Genomic DNA, 21,023 nt, shown 5'->3' with positions numbered 1-21,023 from the left:
GACGTGATTACCGCCCAAGCCTTTTCAACCATCGAGGCCATCGAACGCTGCGCCTGGAATGACTGTTTCCCTGGGGAACTGGAGGACTGGGATTATTACCGGGCGGTTGAACGGGCGGGGGTCGCCGACTTCAAGTGGCGCTACCTTGCACTCTATGAAGGCAGCACATTGATAGCCGCAGCCGCGGCATTTACCACACAGTGCTCGCTCGACACTACGATGCAGGGCATCGGCAAACGCATCACGCAATGCCTGCGCCAATGGTTGCCGGGCGTGCTGGAAATTCGCTTGTACGCCATCGGATCGCCAGTGACCGAGCAATGCCATGCAGGCACCGCCAGCCATATCGCTGGCGACCGGCGTCCGGCGTTGCTGCGTCAGTTGCTGGCGTTGGCCCGCAACGATGCCGACAAGGCCGGGATCGGCCTGCTGGCTGTCAAGGATGTGCCCAGCCACGATCACCAGTGGATTGAAGTCTGCCGCGAGGCCGGGCTGCAAACCATGCCCGCTTTACCCAGTGCAGTATTGCCGATTGCGTTCGGCTCACTCGACGCCTACCTCGGCACGCTGGGCAAATCCACCCGCAAGGACTTGCGTCGCAAGCTTCGGGCACACGGCCCGCGAATCGAATGGCGACGTTCGGTCGACGATGTATTGCCACAGATGATGCTCTTGTATGAAGCCACTCTGGCGCGCAGTGATCTGACGTTCGAACGACTGTCGGCAGAGTATTTCACCAGTATCCTCGAACACCTCGACCAACGTGCCGCGTGCGTACTGTATTGGGTGGACAAGCAACTGGTGGCGTTCAACCTGCTATTGCTGGACGAACATCGACTGGTGGACAAATTTTTTGCCCACGACCTGGAACAGTCCCGTGAGTACAACCTGTACTTCAGAAGCTGGCTGGCCAATGTCGACTATTGTATTCAGCATAAAATCCCGCTGTATGAGTGCGGCCAGCCCGACTATGCCAGTACGCTGCGGCTCGGTTGTAAATTTGAAGGCAATACGCTGTTTTTTCACCACCGCAGCGGGTTGCTCAATACATTACTGAAACTTGTGAAACTGTTTATCCGACCGGATAAATCCGACCCTGCGATGGCTGCTGCGATAAGCGAAACCTGATGACCAAAGTCCGACGCCGTAAAGCCCTGCCCTTCGCCATCTCCCGCTGGAGCCTGCAACGCAAGCTGGTATTGGCATTCTGGCTGGTCAGCGTGATCCCGACCATGATCGCTGCGGAACTGGCGGCCACCACGCTGTCACAGATCTTCGATAGCAACGTGCGCATCTGGTTGCAGGAATCGACCAAGATCGTCGAAGACGAGGTCCGCGAAATCCTCCGCGAAAACACGCGGGTCGCCCAGTTGTTGCTGCGCCACATCCGCCCGATCAACGACCAGCTCTCGGCCCGGCAGGACCGCCTCAGCGCCGACATTGCCGAAGCCATGGGCATCGACGTCGTGGCGCTGGTGCGCACCAGCGATCACAAAGTGCTGTTCAGTACCGTGGCCGACGACATCGTCCAGCAAATCAACACCGCGCCCAAAGCCGTCCTGCAAACCATTCAGGTCACGGGCGCGTCCACCGGCATCCTGGTCTCGACCTTCCAGACAACCCAGGCTGGGGTCGACTATCAGTTGGTCCTCGCCAACTACCTGGACAGCAGCTTTCTCACCAGCGTCGCCGATGTGCATTCCCTTGACCTGCGGTTGTACCTGGCCAAGGCCGATGACTTCTCGGAAATTTTCGCGACCCAGCGCTTCGAAGATCACCCCATGAAGGTGCCCGAAGACATCGAGCAAATCCTGCGCACCACGAAAAAACCGATCGAACAGTTCACCAAAAACTACAGCGGCATCTATCGGCCAATCCTCAATGACAGCGGTGAACTTCAGGGGGTGATCTTCAGTGGCCTGCTGCGCCACAACAGCCTGGTCGGGCTGGTGAACCAGAGCAACCTGTTCATCCTGATTTTCATCCTCAGTTCGGCGCTGTCGCTGGGTGTCGGCTGGCTGGTCTCACAACGCCTGACCCAGCCCCTGCGCGCTCTCTCCAAAGGCGTCCGGGCGGTGATCGACGGCGATTATCGTCAGCGAGTACCGGTCTATGGCAGCGACGAACTGGCCGAACTGAGCAGCACCTTCAACCACATGACCGAACGTCTCGGCGAGTTGCAGCACCTGGAGTCGCAACTGCGCCGCCGCGATCGCTTGCACGCCCTGGGTGAAGTGGCCATGGGCCTGGCCCATGAAATCCGCAACCCGCTGGGCATCATCAAGACCGCGACCCAATTACTGCACCGTCGCGCCGACCTGCCCGAGACCGACAAGCGGCATCTGGAATACGTGGTCAGCGAGGTCACCCGAATCAACGACCTGATCACCGAGTTCCTCGACTTTGCCAAGCCCAACGCGCCCATGCGCTCCACCCAACCGGTGCGACCGCTGATTGATGAGTTGGTCGGGTTCTGCGCCCCGGAACTGGCGACTCACAACATCGACGCCCGAATCGAAGACAACGCCCCTGGCGCGACCATCTATGCCGACGCACGACAGCTCAAACAGGCCTGCCTGAACCTGGTGATCAATGCCATAGACGCGATGCCCGACGGCGGTCGCCTGACCCTGGGCATAACCAGCGACAAGGAATACACCGTCATCAGTGTTTCCGACACCGGCCAGGGCATCGAACCGGACATGCTCGAACGGATTTTTACACCGTTCGTCACCACAAAGGCTTCAGGTACAGGCTTGGGGCTGGCAAAAGTCTTCTCGATCATGGAAAACCATGACGGACGGGTCGAATGCATCAGCGAAAAAGATGCCGGCTCCACATTCAGCCTGTACATTCCGGCCAATGGTGAAGACGACAGCGACGACGAGGACAGTGATGACGCATAACATTCTGGTGGTCGATGACGAGCCCAAGCTTTGCGACTTGTTGGCCTCGGCCCTGAGCCAGAACGACATCCAGGTGTTCACCGCCAGCAATGGCCTGCACGCGCTCAAGGTGCTGGAACAGGAAGACATCGACCTGGTGATCAGCGACTGGCGCATGCCCGGAATGGACGGGCCGCAGTTGCTGGCGGAAATCAAAGTGCGCTATCCGCAACTGCCGGTGATCGTCATGACGGCCTACAGCACGGTTAAAAATGCCGTGCAGTCGATGCGCAATGGCGCCTTCGACTACATTGCCAAACCGTTCGACATCGATGAGCTGGACATCACCGTCAACAAGGCCCTGCAATTTCGCGACATTCTCAAAGACAACCAGCGCATGCGCGCCGAGCTTGAAGAACACCAGCAGATCGACAGCCTGGTGGGTGACAGCCCGACCTTCCGCCGAGTGCTGCAAGCAGTGGATTCGGTACGCGAAAGCAACGCGACCATCCTGCTCACCGGCGAAAGCGGCACCGGCAAGGAAATGGTCGCCCGGGCCATCCACAAACACGGCAACCGTGCTGACAAACCCTTCGTCGCCGTGAACTGTGCGGCGATCCCCGAAGGGTTGCTGGAAAGTGAAATGTTCGGCCATCGCAAAGGCGCCTTCACCGGCGCCGTAGCGGATCGGGTCGGGCGCTTCATGCAGGCCGACAAGGGCACGCTGTTTCTCGATGAGGTCGGCGACATGCCGCTGGCCTTGCAGGCAAAAATCCTCCGGGCCTTGCAGGAGCGAGTGATCGAGCCGGTGGGCGACCCGCGCGAGCGCAAAGTCGATGTGCGGGTGATCGCCGCCACCAACAAGAACCTGCTGGAAGCGGTGGCCAACAAAGAGTTTCGCGAAGACCTTTATTATCGCCTCAACGTGTTCCCGATCCCCCTGCCCGCCCTGCGTGAACGGGTCGAAGACATCGCGCCACTGGCCCGACACTTCGCTCACACCCTCGGCGCCACCGCCGGCAAACGCATCACCGGTTTCAGCCCGGAAGCCTTGCAGGCCATGGCCAATTATTCATGGCCGGGGAATATCCGCGAACTGCAAAACTGCGTTGAACGAGCCACCATCGTGGCCTCGGGTTCGGTGATCGAGGAGGACGATCTGCCAGCGTACCTGTTCGCCTCTAGACCCACCGTCGACGGTGCCCGCGTGCCCCTCAACGTAGGCACTGGCGTGCCGCCGGACCTCGACGCCGCGCTGGTGGAAGTCGAGAAGTCCTACATTCTTGCCGCCCTGCAACAAAGCAATGGCGTGCAAGCGGCCGCTGCGCAACTGATCGGCATCTCGGAGCGCAGCTTCTGGTATCGGCTGAAAAAACTCGGGATTCATGTGGACAAAATCGTCCGCTAAAACTCTAGGCGCGGTCCCTGTGGCGAGGGAGCTTGCTCCCGCTGGGCCGGTCCGCGTTCGGGCGAAGCGGCCCTAAACCCGTCACCGCGTACGTTCAGATAGAAACAGTCTGCGACTGCTGCGCCCGAACGCGGACCGGTCGGCAGGAGCAAGCTCCCTCGCCACAAAGGCGCGTTGAGCGTTACAACAGGTTCGGTGCCTGCACCGGATCGATCTGTGCCCAATGCGCGGTGTCCTCACGATGGGTTTTCAGGTACGGCAACACTGCCGCCAGTAACGGCGCCTTGAACGCTTCCTGAAAACGATGGGCCAGCCCCGGAATCAGCTTCAACTGACTGCCCTGGATATGCGCCGCCAGGTGAATGCCATGCATCACCGGCAACAGCGGATCAGCAGTACCGTGCACCACCAGCGTCGGCACCCGCAGTTGGTTGAGCAGTGCCACCCGGCTCGGTTCGGCGAGGATCGCCATGATCTGGCGTTTCACGCCTTCAGGATTAAACGCCCGGTCGTACGCCAGCGCGGCCTGATGCAACAGCGCCTGGCGATCATCGCTCACTTGCGGACTGCCCAGCGCGGCCAGCAGATCAGCCTGTTGCTCCAGCGCCACCTCACGGTTCGGCGCACCGCGCCGTGAGAGCAATTGCACCAGCGCCGCATTCGGCGCCGGCAGCCCTTCTGCGCCGGAACTGGTCATGATCAGCGTCAGGCTCTCGACCCGCTGCGGTGCCATGGCCGCCATGTGCTGGGCGATCATCCCGCCCATGCTCGCGCCCAGCACATGGAATTGCTCCACGTGCAGCGCATCCATCAGGCCCAGCGCGTCGTCCGCCATATCCGTCAGGCTGTACGGCGCCGCTACGGGTAATCCGAGCTTGTAGCGCAGCACCTCAAAGGTCAGGTTGGCGTTGGCCGGAGCCTGACGCCAGGTCGACAGCCCGACATCACGGTTGTCATAGCGAATCACCCGGAATCCCTGCTCGCACAGCGCCACCACCACCTCGTCCGGCCAGTGAATCAACTGACCACCCAAGCCCATCACCAGCAGTAACGCAGGATCGGACGCACGACCGATGCTCTGGTACGCCAGGCTGACCTGCGCCAGATCGACCCGCTCGGTCGGAACATTGACATCGCAACGCGACGCCGCCAAAGACGGTAGGCCGAACAGCAGAGCGGTCAAAAAAACCGCCGTTGAAAAAAATCGTACCCGCATGAAGAAACACCGAAACGCAGAACCCCAGTAGAGAGCGAGTCTGATGAACTTTGTTAAAGCGCGCTGCCACAGTTACGTGACAGTTTGATGAAGAGTGCTCAACGGTCGGTTGTCGAAATCTATTTGTAGGAGCAAAGCTTGCTCGCGATGCCGGCGACGTGGTTTGTCTGAAGGACCGCGTCATCGTTCATCGCGAGCAAGCTTTGCTCCTACGGGTCTCCGTCAGGCCAGTTGATTACGCAGTTGGCGCGCCGCGGCGACCATATTCACCAACGCGGCTTCTGTTTCGGGCCAGGCGCGGGTTTTCAGGCCGCAGTCCGGGTTGACCCACAGCCGTTCGGCCGGGATCCGTTGCACCGCCTTACTCATCAATTTGACCATCTCGGTGGTGTCCGGCACCCGTGGCGAGTGAATGTCGTAGACGCCCGGGCCGATGTCGTTCGGGTAGTCGAAGGCCTTGAAGGCTTCGAGCAATTCCATGTCCGAACGCGAGGTCTCGATGGTGATCACATCAGCGTCCATGGCCGCGATGGACTGGATCACGTCGTTGAATTCGCTGTAGCACATGTGGGTATGGATCTGGGTTTCATCGCGCACGCCGGACGCGCTCAAGCGGAACGCTTGCACCGCCCAGTCGAGGTATTCCTGCCACTGCGCCCGGCGCAGCGGCAAGCCCTCGCGGAACGCCGCTTCGTCGATCTGGACGATTTTGATCCCGGCCTGCTCCAGGTCGACCACTTCATCGCGCAGGGCCAGCGCCAACTGTTGCGCCTGGACTTTACGCGACACGTCTTCGCGCGGGAACGACCACATCAGCATCGTCACCGGCCCGGTCAGCATGCCTTTCATGACCTTGTCGGTCAGGCTCTGGGCGTAAGTGATCCAGTCGACGGTCATGGCCTTCGGACGGCTCAGGTCGCCATAGATGATCGCCGGCTTCACACAGCGCGAGCCGTAGCTCTGAACCCAGCCGAAACGGGTGAACAGGTAGCCGTCGAGTTGCTCGGCAAAGTACTCGACCATGTCGTTGCGCTCGGCTTCACCGTGCACCAGCACGTCGAGGCCGAGACGCTCCTGGATTTGCACCGCGTGGCGGATTTCGCTGTGCATCGCGTCGGTGTAATCGTTGGCCGAGAGCTTGCCCTGTTTGAACGACTGACGCGCCAGACGGATCGATGCGGTCTGCGGGAACGAGCCGATAGTGGTGGTCGGGAAGGCCGGCAAATTCAGGCGAGCGCGTTGCAACTCGATACGCTTGGCAAACACCGAATGACGCTGACTGTCGGTGTCGCGAATGGCCCGGATGCGCGCCTGCACCTCGGCTTTGTGAATGCGTGGCGACTGCGCACGGCTGGCCTGCACGGCACGGTTCTGCGCCAGCGCAGCCTGGACCTTCGGCGCTTGCGGATCGTTGAGTGCATCCCGCAGCACGGCGATTTCAGCGCACTTTTGTACGGCGAACGCCAGCCAGCTCTTCAGCTCGGCGTCGAGTGTGTCTTCACGGTCCAGATCCACCGGGCTGTGCAGCAGTGAGCACGAGCTGCTGACCCAGAGGTTGTCGCCGTAACGTTCTTGCGCCGGTTTCAGTTGTGCCAGCGCCTGTTCCAGCTCGCAACGCCAGACATTGCGACCGTTGACCAGGCCCACCGACAGCACTTTGTAAGTCGGCAGGCGATCGAGTACCTGACCCAGTTGTTCCGGCGCTCGCACCGCGTCGATGTGCAGGCCGTCCACCGGCAGGCTCACCGCCAGCCCGAGATTGTCTTCCAGGCCATTGAAGTAGGTGGCCACGAGTTTCTTCAGCGGTGAATACTGAAGGATGTGGTAGGCGCGCTCGAAGGCGTTTTTCCAGGCTTGCGGCAGGTCGAGGGTCAGGATCGGTTCGTCAATCTGCACCCATTCCACACCTTGGGCCTTGAGGCGATTGAGGATTTCGCCGTACAGCGGCAGCAGGCGTTCGAGCAGCTCAAGCTTGTCGAAGTCGTTGCCTTTGGTTTTACCCAGCCAGAGGTAAGTCAAAGGGCCGATGATCACCGGCTTGACGCGATGACCGAGGGCGTGGGCTTCGTCGACTTCGTCGAACAGCTGCTCCCAGCTCAATTTGAACGGCTGGTCAGCGCTGAATTCCGGGACCAGGTAGTGGTAGTTGGTGTCGAACCACTTGGTCAGTTCCTGCGCATGGTGCGTCTTGGCCGACTCACCATCGCAGCACTTTGCGCTGGCGCCACGGGCCATTGCGAACAAGGTGTCGAGGGTCGGCAGGCCCTGTGCATCCTTGGCGCTGTCGAAGCGTTCGGGGATCACGCCAAAGGTCAGCGAGTGCGTCAGCACCTGGTCGTACCAGGCGAAGTCGCCCACCGGCAGCAGGTCGATACCGGCGTCTTTCTGCACTTGCCAGTGTCTGGCTCGCAGTTCACGGCCGACGCTTTGCAACCCGGCCTGATCGAGGTCGCCCTTCCAGTAGGATTCGAGGGCTTTTTTCAGCTCGCGGTCGGCACCGATGCGTGGAAAACCGAGTGTGTGGGCCAAGGCCATGGCGTGTTTCTCCGAAGTAAAAGATGGCCCTATTGTCGACAGCCAACCCAACATGAGACAAACTCAACCTTTTCGTGTTGATCACAAAATTTGCTCATGGAGCCCCCAGTGCTCGAAATCCGTCACCTGAAGACCCTGCACGCCTTGCGCGAGGCCGACAGTCTGGTCGACGCCGCCGACCGTCTGCACCTGACCCAGTCCGCCCTGTCCCACCAGTTCAAAGAGCTGGAAGAGCGCATGGGCATGCCGCTGTTCGTGCGCAAAACCAAACCGGTGCGTTTCACCAGCGCCGGCCTGCGCCTGCTACAACTGGCCGATGCCACCCTGCCGCTGCTGCGCGGTGCCGAACGTGACATTGCGCGCCTGGCCGGAGGCACTGCCGGACGGCTGCACATGGCAATCGAATGCCACAGTTGCTTTCAGTGGCTGATGCCGACCATCGACCAGTTCCGTGACGCCTGGCCGGAAGTCGAGCTGGACCTGGCGTCGGGTTTCTCCTTCGCCCCGCTGCCGGCCCTGGCCCGTGGCGACCTGGACCTGGTGGTAACGTCCGACCCGCTGGAGCTGGCCGGGATCACCTACGTGCCGTTGTTCACCTACGAAGCGATGCTCGCGGTGGCCAATCAGCATCGGTTGGCGAACAAGCCGTACATCGTCCCGGAAGATTTGCTCAGCGAAACCCTGATCACCTACCCGGTGGAACGTGATCGGCTGGACATCTTCACCCGCTTCCTGGAGCCGGCCGACATTGAACCGGCGCAGGTCCGTACTTCGGAACTGACGGTGATGATGATGCAATTGGTGGCCAGCGGCCGTGGCGTCTGCGGCATGCCGCATTGGGCGCTGCATGAATACAGCTCACGGGGTTATGTGAAGGCCAAGCGGCTCGGTGAGAAAGGTTTGTTTGCCACGCTATACGCCGGGATCCGCGCCGACATGCTCGACGCGCCGTACATGCGCGACTTCCTGCTGACGGCCAAGGACACCTCGTTCTCGACCCTGGATGGGGTTAGCGCGGTGCGCTGACATTCTCTGACAGGTATCACACCTGTGGCGAGCGAGCTTGCTCGCGCTCGGCGGCGAAGCCGTCGTAACGTCAGCGAACGCGGTATACCTGACAGAGCGTGGTGGCAGAGCTTGGGACTGCTTTGCAGCCCAGCGGGAGCAAGCTCCCTCGCCACAAAAGCACTCGGCGTCAGGCCGGGACTTCGCGCCACATATGGATCTTGTCGAAGTACTCTTCGCCAACCCGCACCGCCAGCGGTTCGAGCCCGAACTGCACGAAACCGCAACGCTGGTACAACGCCAATGCGGCGTCATTGCCAGCGGTGACGGTCAGTTGAATCAGCTTCAAGCCCGACCGACGCCGTGCCTCGTCGAAAAGCACCTGAACCAGCTGATAACCGAGCCCCCGCTGTCTGGCCTCGTCTGACACATACATGCCAAACAGCGTTGCCTTGTGCCGGGCTTTTTCCCGTGCCTCGAAGGCCAGGCCGACAATGCCCACCAGTTCGTCGCCTTCAAATGCGCCGAACAGCACGTCCAGCGGGCTGGTCAAGCGTGACTCCCACCAGCTCAACGGCATTACCGCGCGCTCGCGGACACTCGACGTGAACGCCTGCGGGTGACGGTCATAGGCCTCAAGCATCAGCGCCCGGTAAGCGAGCGCATGGCTGGCATCGAGTCGTTGGATTGCCATGTGCGTCAGGCCATGCGCCGCTGTTCAGACATCAGCCGCACTGCCAGCCCGGCCAGTACGAAGCCCATGAAATAGCGCTGAACCGCCAGCCAGCTCGGATTGTTGACGAACCACGAGGCAATCCCGGCAGCAAACAGTGCGATAAACAGGTTAACCGTGAAACTCACGCTGATCTGGGTCAGGCCCAGGGCAATACTTTGGGTAAACACCGAACCGTGTTCCGGGCTGATGAACTGTGGGAACACCGAGAGATAGAACACCGCGATTTTCGGGTTCAATGCGCTGGTGAAAAAGCCCATCAGCATCAGTTTTCGAGAAGAATCCGGCGGTAGTTGCTGCGCCTCAAAGGGCGAGCGCGCACCCGGTTTGACTGCCTGCCAGGCCATCCACAGCAGGTACAGGGCGCCGGCCCATTTGAGCGCCTCGTAAGCCATCGGCACCGCCATGAACACTGCTGTCAAACCGGCCGCCGCGGCGAACAGATGCACGAAAAAACCTGCAACAACCCCAAGCAACGAGGTCACGCCCGCCTTGCGTCCCTGGCAGATCGAACGGGAGATCAGATAGATCATGTTCGGGCCCGGGGTCAGCACCAGTAGCAGCGAGGCCGCCGCAAAAATCAACAGATCATGTGTTGGAATCATGACGCAGTCCTTGTCATTGTGTGGGGGGGTCAGGCCAGAGCCGTCAGGGAGGCTCGATAAAACGGCAGGATCAGGTCCTGTGTCAATGGCGCCAGGATGAAATCACCGACATTGTGCGGATCAACCCACAGCACTTCTTCGATCTCTGCCGCCGGGGTGACGTGTTGCTGGATATCCAGCTGAAAAATCTCGGCCTCGACCACAAACCCCGGCTCATTGGCTGCAGGGGCAGAAAACTTGCCCAGATAACTCGCTTGAAGGGTGTCGATGACCAAACCCAGTTCTTCTTCCAGCTCGCGGGCCAGCGCATCGATCGGTTGCTCAGAGGCCTCGATCTTGCCCCCCGGTTGCATGAAGGCCTGGGTCCCGCGCTTGCGCACCAGCAGGGTTCGACCGTCCGGGCCGATCAGCAGGGCAGCGGCAATGCGGATAATGCGCGGTGAAACAGAGGATGAAAGCGTCATGGATCAACGATGGCCTTGGACAAAAGAGCCAAGGATCACATGAGTGCAGGTGCTGCGTCACCTCGAAAAACACCGCCCCGCAGGAGCATGGCTTGCCAGTGATGACGTCTGTGGAATCGCCATCGCCGGCAAGCCGCGCGCCTACGGATGCCCGGTGAAGTTCACAACGGTATCTACGCAGAAATCACCGCTTCCAGCTCCTCGGGCACGTGGACAAATACGCTGTACCTGGCGCCTTCCATCGCTTCGAAGGCGATGAGTTTTTCCACCAGCGGGCCATTGAGCACCTTGCCGGCATTGAGCAGCAGCATGCCGTTGTCGGCATTGAGGTTGCGCGCCAGCACCATCCCGGCCGCCAGATCGCGGGTGCTCAGCACCTTGACCGTCGGATCGCCGAGGGTGATATCACGCTGGTAGGTGGCGCAAACCTGAACGAAGTCTTCCACCAGCTCCGGGTCGTAGAAACGCCCGGTGTATTTGCGGATGAACAGCAGCGCTTCATCACTGTTCATGTTTCGCTCAAGAATCAGCCCGCACTGCAATTCGATGAAGTCCACGGCCAGCTTCAGCAGGCGCGAACCCAAAGGGATTGCCTCCCCCTTGAGGCGATCGGGAAACCCGCTGCCGTCCCAGCGCTCCTGATGGTGCAGGATCAGGCGTGCGGCATCCTTCATCGGCTCAAGGGTCATCAACAGCGATTCGCTCTGTTTCGGATAACCGCGATACAGCTCCCGTTCGGGGTGATGCAGCAGGTCCGAAGGCGTCGTCATCATGCCGTCGGTCCAGCTCAGCTTGCCGATGTTGTAAAGCGCCGCAGCCATGGTCAGGTCTCGGCTGCTGGCCTCATCCAGCCCATGGGTCTGGCAGTAGATACGCACCAGATCGATGATTTGCCGATTGGTTTGCTTGGCCGGTGGCAGACGCAAGTTGGCCAGCAGCGAAAACACTTCGGTGCCGGTGACGTAGCTGTGCTTGAGCTCTTCATAGGCCAGATCGAGCATGTCGGCGGTTTGCTGCAACTCCGCGGTGCGCGCTGCGACACGTTTTTCCAGGGACACGTTGAGCAGCTTCAACTGCTCGTTCTGATCCCACGTCAACTGCACCAGACGCAGCCGCTCGCGCTCGGAGAGCTGATACGCCAGCGACTGACGCAAGGTCAGCAGCATTTCCTCGTCATTCCAGGGCTTGCTGATGTAACGGTGAATCTGCCCCTCGTTGATCGCCTTGATGATCATCGAGAGATCGGCATAGCCGGTCAGCAGGATGCGTACGGTGTCGGGATAGTGTTCGTGGATGTGCGCCAACAGGGTCGCACCGTCCATGTTGGGCATGCGGGCATCGGTCATCACCAGATCGACCGGTTGCTGCTCCATGATCTGCAACGCCTGGGTGCCGCTTGTGGCCAGCAGCACTTCATAGGGTTGGCCGCGCAACAGCCGACGCAGGCTATTGAGGATCGATTCTTCGTCATCAACCAGTAACACTCGGGGTTTAAGCGGCTCATCCATGGCATTACCTCAGCTGAAACAGACCAGTCGTTTGTGAGCACCCAAGGGAACTCCCCCTCCTCCTTGGGCCTGAACTACAGGCTAGACGGTTTTTCAGCACAGTTCGCAATAGATTTGCCACACGGCAGGCGGCGAACTTGAGAGTCGCAGACTATGCTCTGGGTACCTGGATCCAAGATCTGCACCCGTAGCACACTGCGATCAGGAAGGGACGCCATATGAACACGACGCTGCGAGGGCTTATTTGCAACGGTGCATTGCAATGAAGACACCGTTTGCGCGAAAAAACCGGCGGATCCTGATCGTCGACGACACCGCCTCTATCCATCAGGACTTTGCCAAGATCCTCAGCCCCCACGTGCTCGACGATGATGCGCTGAGCAGCGCCGAAGAAGCCCTGTTCGGCACGCAAGTGGTGGCTACGGACCTGGGCTTTGTGCTCGACAGCGCCTTTCAGGGCCTGGAAGCCCTGGGCAAGGTCGAAGCCGCCCTGGCCAAGGACCTTCCGTATGCGATGGCCTTTATCGACATGCGTATGCCGCCCGGCTGGGACGGACTGGAAACCATCGAACGGCTCTGGCAGGTCGATCCAAAGCTGCAAGTCGCGCTGTGTACCGCGTATTCCGACTACTCCTGGGACGATATCGCAGAACGGCTGGAGCTCGGCGATCGCTTGCTGATCCTGAAGAAGCCCTTCGATGCCATCGAAATCCGGCAGATGGCCAGCACCCTGACCGTCAAATGGCAAATGACCGAAGAAGCCGCCTTGAAGATGAACCTGCTGGAGCAGGCGGTCGAAGAGCGCACCCGCGAGCTGTCCGACGCCAATATCATCGTGCAGAACAGCCCGACCATTTTGTACCGGCTGCGCGGCGAACCCTCGTTCCCGTTGATGTACATCTCCCACAACATTACCAAGTTCGGTCACGTGGCCGCGCAATTGGTGGCGTCGGCAAACTGGGCTCAGGAGCTGATTCATCCCGAGGACCAGGGCAAAGTCGACAATGCCATGGCACGGATACTCGACCGGGACGCTGTCGGGGCGTCCATCGAGTTTCGTCTGCGCACCGGCACCGGCGACTGGCGCTGGGTCGAAAACCGCTACGTACCGGTGCGTAACCAGGACGGACGCTTGCTGGAAGTCGAAGGCATCATCATCGATATCACTGAACGCAAGCTGGCCGAAGAGAAGATCGCCCTGCTGGCACGTACCGACGGGCTGACCGGGCTGGCCAATCGAACAACGCTCCTCGAACGCCTGCACCAGGCATTCGCTGCCGCCCGTCGGGGCGGCGCACCCTTCGCGGTGTTCTACCTGGACCTCGATCATTTCAAACGCATCAACGACACCCTCGGCCATCCCATCGGGGATTTGCTGTTGCAGGAAGTCGCCCGACGCATCAAGGCCTGTGTCCGCGAAAACGACCTTGTGGCGCGTCTCGGCGGTGACGAGTTTGCAATCGTGCAGCTCGACGCCAGCGACCCGACACAGTCGGCGGCCCTGGCAGGCAAGGTCCGCGATGAACTGGTAATGCCTTACACCCTCGATGGCAACAATGTGCGGGTTTCGGTCAGCATCGGCATCAGCACTTACTCCAGTACCAGTCTGAGTGCCGAAAGCCTGTTGGCTCAAGCCGACATGGCGCTGTATCGCTCCAAGGAAAAAGGTCGCAACCAGTACCACTTCCACTCCGAGGAGATCAATCAGGAAGTACTCGACCGGGTGTCGATTGCCAACGATTTGAAACAAGCCATCGAGCAAAACCAGCTTGAACTGCATTACTTGCCCGAAGTCGACCTGAGTACCGGGAAGATCCTCGGCATGGAAGCCCAGGTCCGCTGGAGTCATCCAGAGCGAGGAATACTGGAACCCGATATGTTTCTTCCCGCGGCGGAAAAAACCGGTGTAATCATCGCGCTCGGGCACTGGTTGCTGGATCGGGCCTGTCGGCAAATGCGTGAGTGGCGCGACGAAGGCATGGCGCCCCCGGTGATTGCAATCAAGCTTTCGCTGGCCCAGCTCAAGAGTGGTCCGGACCTGATCTACGACGTGCTGCGCACCACGGCCCTGTGGAACCTCTGCCCCTGGGACCTGCGCTTCGACGTCACCGAAGCGACACTGGCGCAAACCAAATGGACCCACAACGATGTGCTGCCGCGCTTGCGTGAGCTGGGGGTGAAAATAGCCATCGACGACTTCGGCACCGAGTACTCCTCGTTCGACTACCTCAAGACCTATCGGGTCAATCACCTCAAACTCGCCCAGGCCTTCATCGACACCGCGACCCGTGATCCCGCCAGCGCCACGACCTTGCGCGCGATCATCAATTTCGCCCGCGAAGTGGGGATCGGCATCATTGCCGAGGGTGTCGAGACCCAGGAACAGCGCAGCTCGCTGATCTCCACCGGCTCGCCAATGAACGCTCAGGGCTATTACTTCAGCAAAGCCGTCAGCAGCCAGCAGGCAGCGGCGTTGCTGATGGCCGGCAGCATCGTGCCGCCGACCTTCCCCGGCGCAACAAACCCGCTGCTCGAAGACTCGTGCTATCCACCGGAGGACCGAGGATGAAACCATCGCTCGCCCCCACCAACCGGCGCATCCTGATCATCGATGACATGCCTTCGATCCATCAGGACTTTCGCAAGATTCTCAGCCCCGATGTGCCGGACGAGCAGTCGCTGGCCGGCACCGAGGAACTGTTATTCGGTACAGAACAACGCGTTCGCCCGACGTTTCTCCTCGATTCGGCCTATCAGGGAGAAGAAGCACTGGAGCTGGTAAAACGTGCCCAGGCCGAAGGCAGGCCCTATGCCCTGGCGTTTACCGATATGCGCATGCCACCGGGTTGGGACGGCCTGGAAACCATCGAGCGACTCTGGAAGGTCGACCCGCACCTGCAAATAGCTTTGTGCACCGCCTTCTCTGACTACACCTGGGAAGCGATGGCCGAACGCCTGGCGTTCGGCGACCAGTTGCTGGTGCTGAAAAAGCCTTTCGACAGCCTGGAAATCCGTCAGATGGCCAGTGCCCTGACCTGGAAATGGCAGATGGCCCAGGACGCCGCGATAAAAATGCTCAGCCTGGAGCGAACCATCGAAGACCGCGTTCAGGAACTGCTCAAAGTCTCCCATCTGCTGCAATACGATGTACTGACCGGCCTGCCCAACAGCACTTTGCTCGGTGATCGACTGACTCAGTCCCTGGCCCTTTCACGGCGACACGACAAACAACTGGCGGTGATATTTCTGGGGCTCGACCGCTTCAAGCGCATCAACAACGCACTGGGCCATCCGGTGGGCGACGAAATGCTCAAACGGGTCGGCCGGAGCCTCGCGTCCACGGTGCGTGAATCCGATTCGGTATTTCGCTACGGTTCCGACGAGTTCGTGGTGATCCTCGCGGACATCCACCATCCCCAGCAAACCCAAGGCATTGCCGAAAAGCTGCTGAAAGCCGTCAACACCCAGCAGCACATTGCCGGCCATGACCTGAGCGTGACCGCCAGCCTGGGCATCAGCATCTACCCGGACGACGGCTTCGATGCCGTGCCGTTGATCAAGAAAGCCGAAACCGCGATGCATAACGTCAAGGAGAGAGGCCTTAACGACTTCAGCTTTTTCATCGACGAGATGAATCAGCGCGCCCGTGAACAGCAAAGCATCGAATCCGGCCTGCGCCTGGCGCTGGAGCGCGATGAGTTCGTCCTGCATTACCAACCCAAACTGGATCTGCGCACGGGTAAAGTGGTCGGTGCGGAAGCCTTGATCCGCTGGCTCAAACCCGGTCACGGTTGGGTGTACCCAATGGATTTCATTGGAGTGGCCGAAGACAGTGGGCTGATCATTCCCCTGAGCAAGTGGGTATTGACCCAGGCCTGCCAACAGGCCCGCGCCTGGCAACTGGCCGGATTGCCGGCGATCAGCATGTCCGTCAACGTTTCCGCCATCGACTTCCGTCAGCACGACTTTGTCGACGGTATCGTGCGGATCCTCGAACTGACCGGCCTCGACCCAACGCTACTGGAGCTCGAAATCACCGAAAGCGTGCTGATGCAGAACGTCGAGGCTACCGTGCAGACCCTGCACGCCATCAAGGCATTGGGCGTGCGCCTGGCAATCGATGATTTCGGCACCGGTTATTCCAGCCTGAGCTACCTGCAACGGTTCCCGGTCGATGTACTGAAAATCGACCAGTCATTCATACGCGGGCTGAGCACCGAAAACAACGACGCTGCGCTGGTCAGCGCCATCATCAGCCTGGGCAAGAGCCTTAACCTCAACATCATCGCCGAAGGCGTGGAAACCCTGGAACAGCTGGACTTTCTCAAGGCCCTTCAGTGTGAGGAAGGCCAGGGTTACTTCTTCAGCAAAGCCGTGCTCCCCCAGGAATTCGTACAGTTGCTCACCGACAGCGAACAGACACCACCGCGCACGTAGACTGACGCCCCGACAGGCAGGCACCCGGCAAAGGAATCATCAGATGTCGCCCTATGGATTCACGCTGCTCACCACGTTGATGCTCGGACTCTGCCTGACGGCGAGTGCCGAGCCTTTGGACGAACCCCTCAAACCGCTGCCACCGGTGCCTGTGCAAGACCCTCAGCGTGTCGAGCTGGGTCGTCAGCTGTTCAACGAAACGCGCTTGTCGGTCAACAACAGCCTGTCCTGTGCCAGCTGCCATCACCTGGAAAAGGGCGGTGCCGATAACAAGCAATTTTCCATCGGTTTCGACGGCAAGCCGCTGGTCGTCAACACCCCCAGCGTGCTGAATGCCAGCCTGAACTTCAGGCAGTTCTGGAACGGTCGCGCCGCGACCCTGGAAGAGCAGGCTCACGCAGTGGTGCAAAGCCCCACTGAAATGGGCAACAACTGGGAACATGTGGTGCAAACGCTATCCACTGACCCGGCCTACCACTCGGCGTTCGGTAACGCTTATCCCGATGGGGTCACGGCCGCCAATGTGCAAAACGCCCTGGCCACCTACGAGCGCACATTACTCAGCACCAATTCGCGTTTCGACCAGTACCTGAAGGGCAACACCGACATTCTCAGCCTCGATGAAAAGTACGGTTACCAACGCTTCAAGGACTACGGGTGCATTGCCTGCCACCAAGGGGTAAACATCGGCGGCAACATGTACCAGAAGCTCGGGGTCATGGGCGACTACTTCCAGGCACGGGGTAACCCGACCGAATCGGACCTTGGGCGTTATCTGGTGACCAAGGATGAAGAAGACCGCAACGTGTTCAAGGTCCCCAGCCTGCGCAACGTCGCAGTGAATGCGCCGTACTTTCATGACGGCGCGGCAAAAACCCTCGAAGAAGCCGTTGATGTGATGTTCAAGTTCCAGTTGGGACGCGTTCCCTCGGATGAGGACAAGGCCCTGATCATCAAATTCCTCAGAACCCTGACCGGCGAGTGGGGAGGCAAACCATTATGAAAGTGTCCCGTCGACTCAGTTTGCTGTTGCTTACCGGCATGACCGTCTTGCTGGCCTCGATCCTGCTGTTCCTGTATCTGAAGTCCAGTTCGGATCAAACCTCGACCTATACCGAATCGCGGGATCTGATCCGTCAGATAAAACAACTGGACGCGCAATGGGAAACCGAGATCCTCAAGGCCCGGATCGCCCTCATCCACAACTACGATCCACTGGTTTCGCCGCTGAGCGAAATGAGCCGTCTGTGGGAACGGTTCGACTCGATAGAGTCCAGACACGGTCGCAACGACTCGACACAGTGGCAAACCAGCCATGACGCTTACCTGAACGCGATCAAGGAAAAGACCCGGCTGGTCGAACAGTTCAAGTCACACAATGCGGTGCTGCGCAATTCACTGGCGTTCCTGCCCGCCGCCGAAGACGACATTCAGAACCAGTTCGCACGCCTTGAGGACGACAACAAACTGCAAATGCAGAACACCGCCACCGACACCTACGACCTGCTACTCAGCGGCCTGGAGTTCGCCCAGGTCACGTCCGACGACAAAGCCGCCGACATCCTGCTCGGCCTGAATAAACTGGCGGTGAACAAAGACCGCCTGCCTGCCGAGTTCCACACACCGGTGGAGATTCTCAGCAACCACATCGCGCTGATCCTGCGTGAACAACCCCTGGTCAATAGCCTGCTGGAACGGATCGAGGCAGTCCCCGTGTCCGAGCGCCTGGACAACATCACCAGCCTGCTGGACAACGATCAACAACTGGTCGATGCAGTCGATCAACGCTACCACTTCTACATGGCGGTTTTTTCGGCGCTGCTGGTGCTGTTGCTACTGTTTCTGGCCAATGGTCTGCTGCGCAGCTTTGCGGAAATCAACCGCGTCAACAAGGACCTGCAAGCAGCCAATGAAAGCCTGGAACAGCGAGTCGAAGAACGCACCCGCGAACTCAAGGACACCCAAAGCGAACTGCTGGACACCGCACGCCAGGCCGGGATGGCCGAGATCGCCACCAACGTGCTGCACAACGTCGGCAATGTGCTCAACAGCGTGAATATCTCTGCCGACCTGGTCACCCGCAAACTGCGCACCAGCAAGGCGCTGGGGCTGGGCAAGGCGATGCAGCTGATCAACGAACACCAGGGTGATCTCGGGCACTTCATCACCGAAGACGAAAAAGGCAAATTGCTGCCCGGCTACCTGAATCAACTGGTGGACGCCATTGCCCTTGAGCAGCAAGGCATTAGCGACGAACTGGCGCAATTGAGCAAAAGCGTTGACCACATCAAGGACATCGTTGCCACCCAGCAGTCCTACGCCGGGGCCAACAGCCTGATGGAGCCGCTGCAAGTCAGCGAACTGCTCGAAGATGCCCTGCGCATGAACTCGGGTGCCCTGACCCGCCACCACGTCACCGTGGTCAAGGACTACGCCGAAGTGCCCAAGGTCATGGGCGATAAACACCGGATGTTGCTGATTCTGATCAACCTGATCAGCAACGCCAAATACGCCATGTCGGACCTCAGCGACCGCCCCCGGGAAATGACCCTGGGGGTCAAGGTGGTCGACGACGCCACGCTGCAGGTCAGCGTCAAGGACGAAGGCGAAGGCATCTCGGCCGAAAACATGACCCGGATCTTTGCCCACGGCTTCACCACGCGCAAGGAAGGTCACGGTTTTGGCCTGCACAGTTGCGCCCTCGCCGCCATCGAGATGAATGGCCACCTGACAGCCCACAGCGACGGTCCGGGAAAAGGTGCGCTGTTCACCTTGAAAATCCCCTTGAAAATCGCCGAAGGTGAAACATGAAGCAGTCATCGAATCGACGCATCCTGCTGATCGACGATACACCGTCAATCCATGACGACTTTCGCAAGATCCTGACACCTGAGCTACCACAACACGGCGAACTGGACGAGATGGAGTCGGCGCTGTTCGGCACGCAAATCAAAGCGGCGAGCACCCGCTTCGAACTGGATTCGGCCTACGCTGGCCAGGAAGGCTTGAGCAAACTGGTCCAGGCCCAACACGACAATCGCCCCTATGCACTGGCGTTCGTCGACATGCGCATGCCCCAGGGCTGGGACGGCGCCGAAACCATCGAGCATTTATGGCAAGCCGATCCGCGTTTGCAGGTGGTGGTCTGTACGGCGTATTCCGACTACTCCTGGGATGACCTGCTCAATCGCTTGCAGGCCCACGACCGGCTGCTGATCCTGAAAAAACCCTTCGACAACATCGAAGTCCAGCAAATGGCCAATACCTTGACCAGCAAATGGGACATGACCGAGCGCGCCAGCGTGCAACTGGATCAGTTGGGGCACCTGGTAGAACGACGGACCCGGCAGTTCCAGCAAGCGAGCGTCGAACTGCAACAGGAGATCGACGAGCGCAAGCAGCTCGAAAGCCAGTTGATACAGTCGGAAAAACTCGCGTCCCTGGGGCAACTGGCGGCGGGTGTGGCCCATGAAATCAACAACCCCATCGGTTTTATTTCTTCCAACCTCGGCGCCCTGGACGGTTACTTCAAGCAGTTGCAGAGCATGCTCGACGCCTATCAGGGGGCCGAAGAAGCCATTGGCTCCATTGAGCTTCTCGAACGGCTCCAAACGTTGCGTAAAGACGTGGAACTGGACTTCCTGCGTGAAGATATTCCGCTGCTGATCAAGGAGTCCAAGGACGGCATCAACCGGGTCGGGCAAATCGTCAGGGACCTGAAGGATTTCTCACGCGTAGACGCCAGCCAGGAGTGGCAGTCGGTCAATCTGCAAACGGGTATTGATTCGACGCTGAACATTGTCGCCAACGAACTCAAGTACAAGGCCGACGTGATCAAGCACTACCAGACGCTTCCCGAGATCGAGTGCCTGCCCTCGCAGATCAATCAGGTGATCATGAACCTGATCGTCAACGCCGCCCAGGCCATGGGCCCCGAACGCGGGACCATTACCCTGAGTAATGGAGTTGCCGGGGAAAAAGTCTGGATCGAAGTGGCGGACACCGGCTCAGGCATCGCGCCCGAATGCCTGCAGAAAATCTTTGATCCCTTCTTCACCACCAAACCGGTGGGCCAGGGGACCGGATTAGGCCTGTCATTGTCCTATGGCATTGTGAAAAAGCATCGTGGCGACATTACTGTGCGCAGCGAAGTCGGGGTAGGCAGCACCTTTAGGATCGAGCTACCGATCCGACAATCAAAAACCACAGCCTGAATCCGCAGAAAAG

The 21,023-nt window shown here is 59.7% G+C and carries 15 protein-coding genes; 9 read left to right on the top strand and 6 right to left on the bottom strand.

What is annotated here, in order from left to right; all coding sequences use genetic code 11:
• The first annotated feature begins 3 nt into the window (after positions 1-3).
• The 3 genes from AABM55_RS05820 to AABM55_RS05810 are packed head-to-tail and all read left to right on the top strand — an operon-like array spanning position 4 to position 4,293.
• Positions 4-1,128 carry a GNAT family N-acetyltransferase gene (locus tag AABM55_RS05820; protein ID WP_347929061.1) on the top strand — a complete coding sequence of 375 codons (1,125 nt, stop codon included), beginning with the start codon at positions 4-6 and terminating at the stop codon, positions 1,126-1,128.
• Entirely contained in the window at positions 1,128-2,906 is a 1,779-nt protein-coding gene (locus AABM55_RS05815) for an ATP-binding protein (protein ID WP_347929060.1), read from the top strand. The genes AABM55_RS05820 and AABM55_RS05815 overlap by 1 nt, the downstream gene beginning before the upstream one ends.
• Positions 2,896-4,293 (top strand): sigma-54 dependent transcriptional regulator, encoded by a 1,398-nt coding sequence (locus AABM55_RS05810; protein ID WP_347929059.1) that lies wholly within the window; start codon positions 2,896-2,898, stop codon positions 4,291-4,293. Before AABM55_RS05815 ends, AABM55_RS05810 begins: the two co-directional genes overlap by 11 nt.
• A gap of 181 nt (positions 4,294-4,474) precedes the next feature.
• Here AABM55_RS05810 and AABM55_RS05805 read toward each other — a convergent pair whose 3' ends face one another.
• Both AABM55_RS05805 and metE read right to left on the bottom strand, forming a co-directional pair.
• Positions 4,475-5,509, bottom strand: coding sequence for an alpha/beta hydrolase (locus AABM55_RS05805; protein WP_347929058.1), 1,035 nt, complete (start codon positions 5,507-5,509; stop codon positions 4,475-4,477).
• A 222-nt stretch (positions 5,510-5,731) separates the two neighbouring features.
• The gene (metE, locus tag AABM55_RS05800) at positions 5,732-8,044 is read right to left on the bottom strand and encodes a 5-methyltetrahydropteroyltriglutamate--homocysteine S-methyltransferase (RefSeq protein ID WP_347929057.1); all 2,313 of its coding nucleotides are present in this window, start codon (positions 8,042-8,044) and stop codon (positions 5,732-5,734) included.
• A 108-nt stretch (positions 8,045-8,152) separates the two neighbouring features.
• Here metE and metR point away from each other — a divergent pair, with 108 nt between their 5' ends.
• Entirely contained in the window at positions 8,153-9,070 is a 918-nt protein-coding gene (metR, locus tag AABM55_RS05795; RefSeq protein ID WP_054595864.1) for a transcriptional regulator MetR, read from the top strand.
• Between the two features lie 169 nt (positions 9,071-9,239).
• On the opposite strand, the gene AABM55_RS05790 is transcribed toward metR, so the two are convergent.
• From AABM55_RS05790 to AABM55_RS05775, 4 genes are all read right to left on the bottom strand, one after another.
• A complete protein-coding gene (locus AABM55_RS05790; protein WP_347929056.1) occupies positions 9,240-9,743 on the bottom strand; it encodes a GNAT family N-acetyltransferase in 504 nt (167 codons plus the stop codon).
• Positions 9,744-9,748: 5 nt separating this feature from the next.
• Positions 9,749-10,387, bottom strand: coding sequence for a LysE family translocator (locus tag AABM55_RS05785; RefSeq protein ID WP_145015184.1), 639 nt, complete (start codon positions 10,385-10,387; stop codon positions 9,749-9,751).
• Between the two features lie 29 nt (positions 10,388-10,416).
• On the bottom strand, positions 10,417-10,851 hold the full coding sequence (locus tag AABM55_RS05780; protein ID WP_347929055.1) for an NUDIX domain-containing protein: 435 nt from the start codon (positions 10,849-10,851) through the stop codon (positions 10,417-10,419).
• A 173-nt stretch (positions 10,852-11,024) separates the two neighbouring features.
• Positions 11,025-12,359, bottom strand: a complete 1,335-nt coding sequence (locus AABM55_RS05775) for an HD domain-containing phosphohydrolase (protein ID WP_103320041.1) — start codon at positions 12,357-12,359, stop codon at positions 11,025-11,027.
• A 256-nt stretch (positions 12,360-12,615) separates the two neighbouring features.
• On the opposite strand from AABM55_RS05775, the gene AABM55_RS05770 reads away from it, so the two are divergent.
• The 5 genes from AABM55_RS05770 to AABM55_RS05750 are packed head-to-tail and all read left to right on the top strand — an operon-like array spanning position 12,616 to position 21,010.
• Positions 12,616-14,928: an EAL domain-containing protein gene (locus AABM55_RS05770; protein ID WP_347929995.1), complete on the top strand. Its 2,313-nt coding sequence runs from the start codon at positions 12,616-12,618 to the stop codon at positions 14,926-14,928.
• Positions 14,925-16,796, top strand: coding sequence for a bifunctional diguanylate cyclase/phosphodiesterase (locus AABM55_RS05765; protein WP_054595858.1), 1,872 nt, complete (start codon positions 14,925-14,927; stop codon positions 16,794-16,796). The genes AABM55_RS05770 and AABM55_RS05765 overlap by 4 nt, the downstream gene beginning before the upstream one ends.
• Positions 16,797-16,839: 43 nt before the next feature.
• Positions 16,840-17,799: a cytochrome c peroxidase gene (locus AABM55_RS05760; RefSeq protein WP_347929054.1), complete on the top strand. Its 960-nt coding sequence runs from the start codon at positions 16,840-16,842 to the stop codon at positions 17,797-17,799.
• On the top strand, positions 17,796-19,607 hold the full coding sequence (locus tag AABM55_RS05755) for a DAHL domain-containing protein (protein WP_347929053.1): 1,812 nt from the start codon (positions 17,796-17,798) through the stop codon (positions 19,605-19,607). Before AABM55_RS05760 ends, AABM55_RS05755 begins: the two co-directional genes overlap by 4 nt.
• Positions 19,604-21,010 carry an ATP-binding protein gene (locus tag AABM55_RS05750; protein ID WP_347929052.1) on the top strand — a complete coding sequence of 469 codons (1,407 nt, stop codon included), beginning with the start codon at positions 19,604-19,606 and terminating at the stop codon, positions 21,008-21,010. The genes AABM55_RS05755 and AABM55_RS05750 overlap by 4 nt, the downstream gene beginning before the upstream one ends.
• Positions 21,011-21,023: the final 13 nt, after the last annotated feature.

The sequence above is a fragment of the Pseudomonas helvetica genome, assembly GCF_039908645.1.
Classification (GTDB): Bacteria; Pseudomonadota; Gammaproteobacteria; order Pseudomonadales; family Pseudomonadaceae; genus Aquipseudomonas; species Aquipseudomonas helvetica.
Note: the sequence above shows the minus strand (reverse complement) of the source record. Positions and strands in the feature narration are given on the sequence as shown.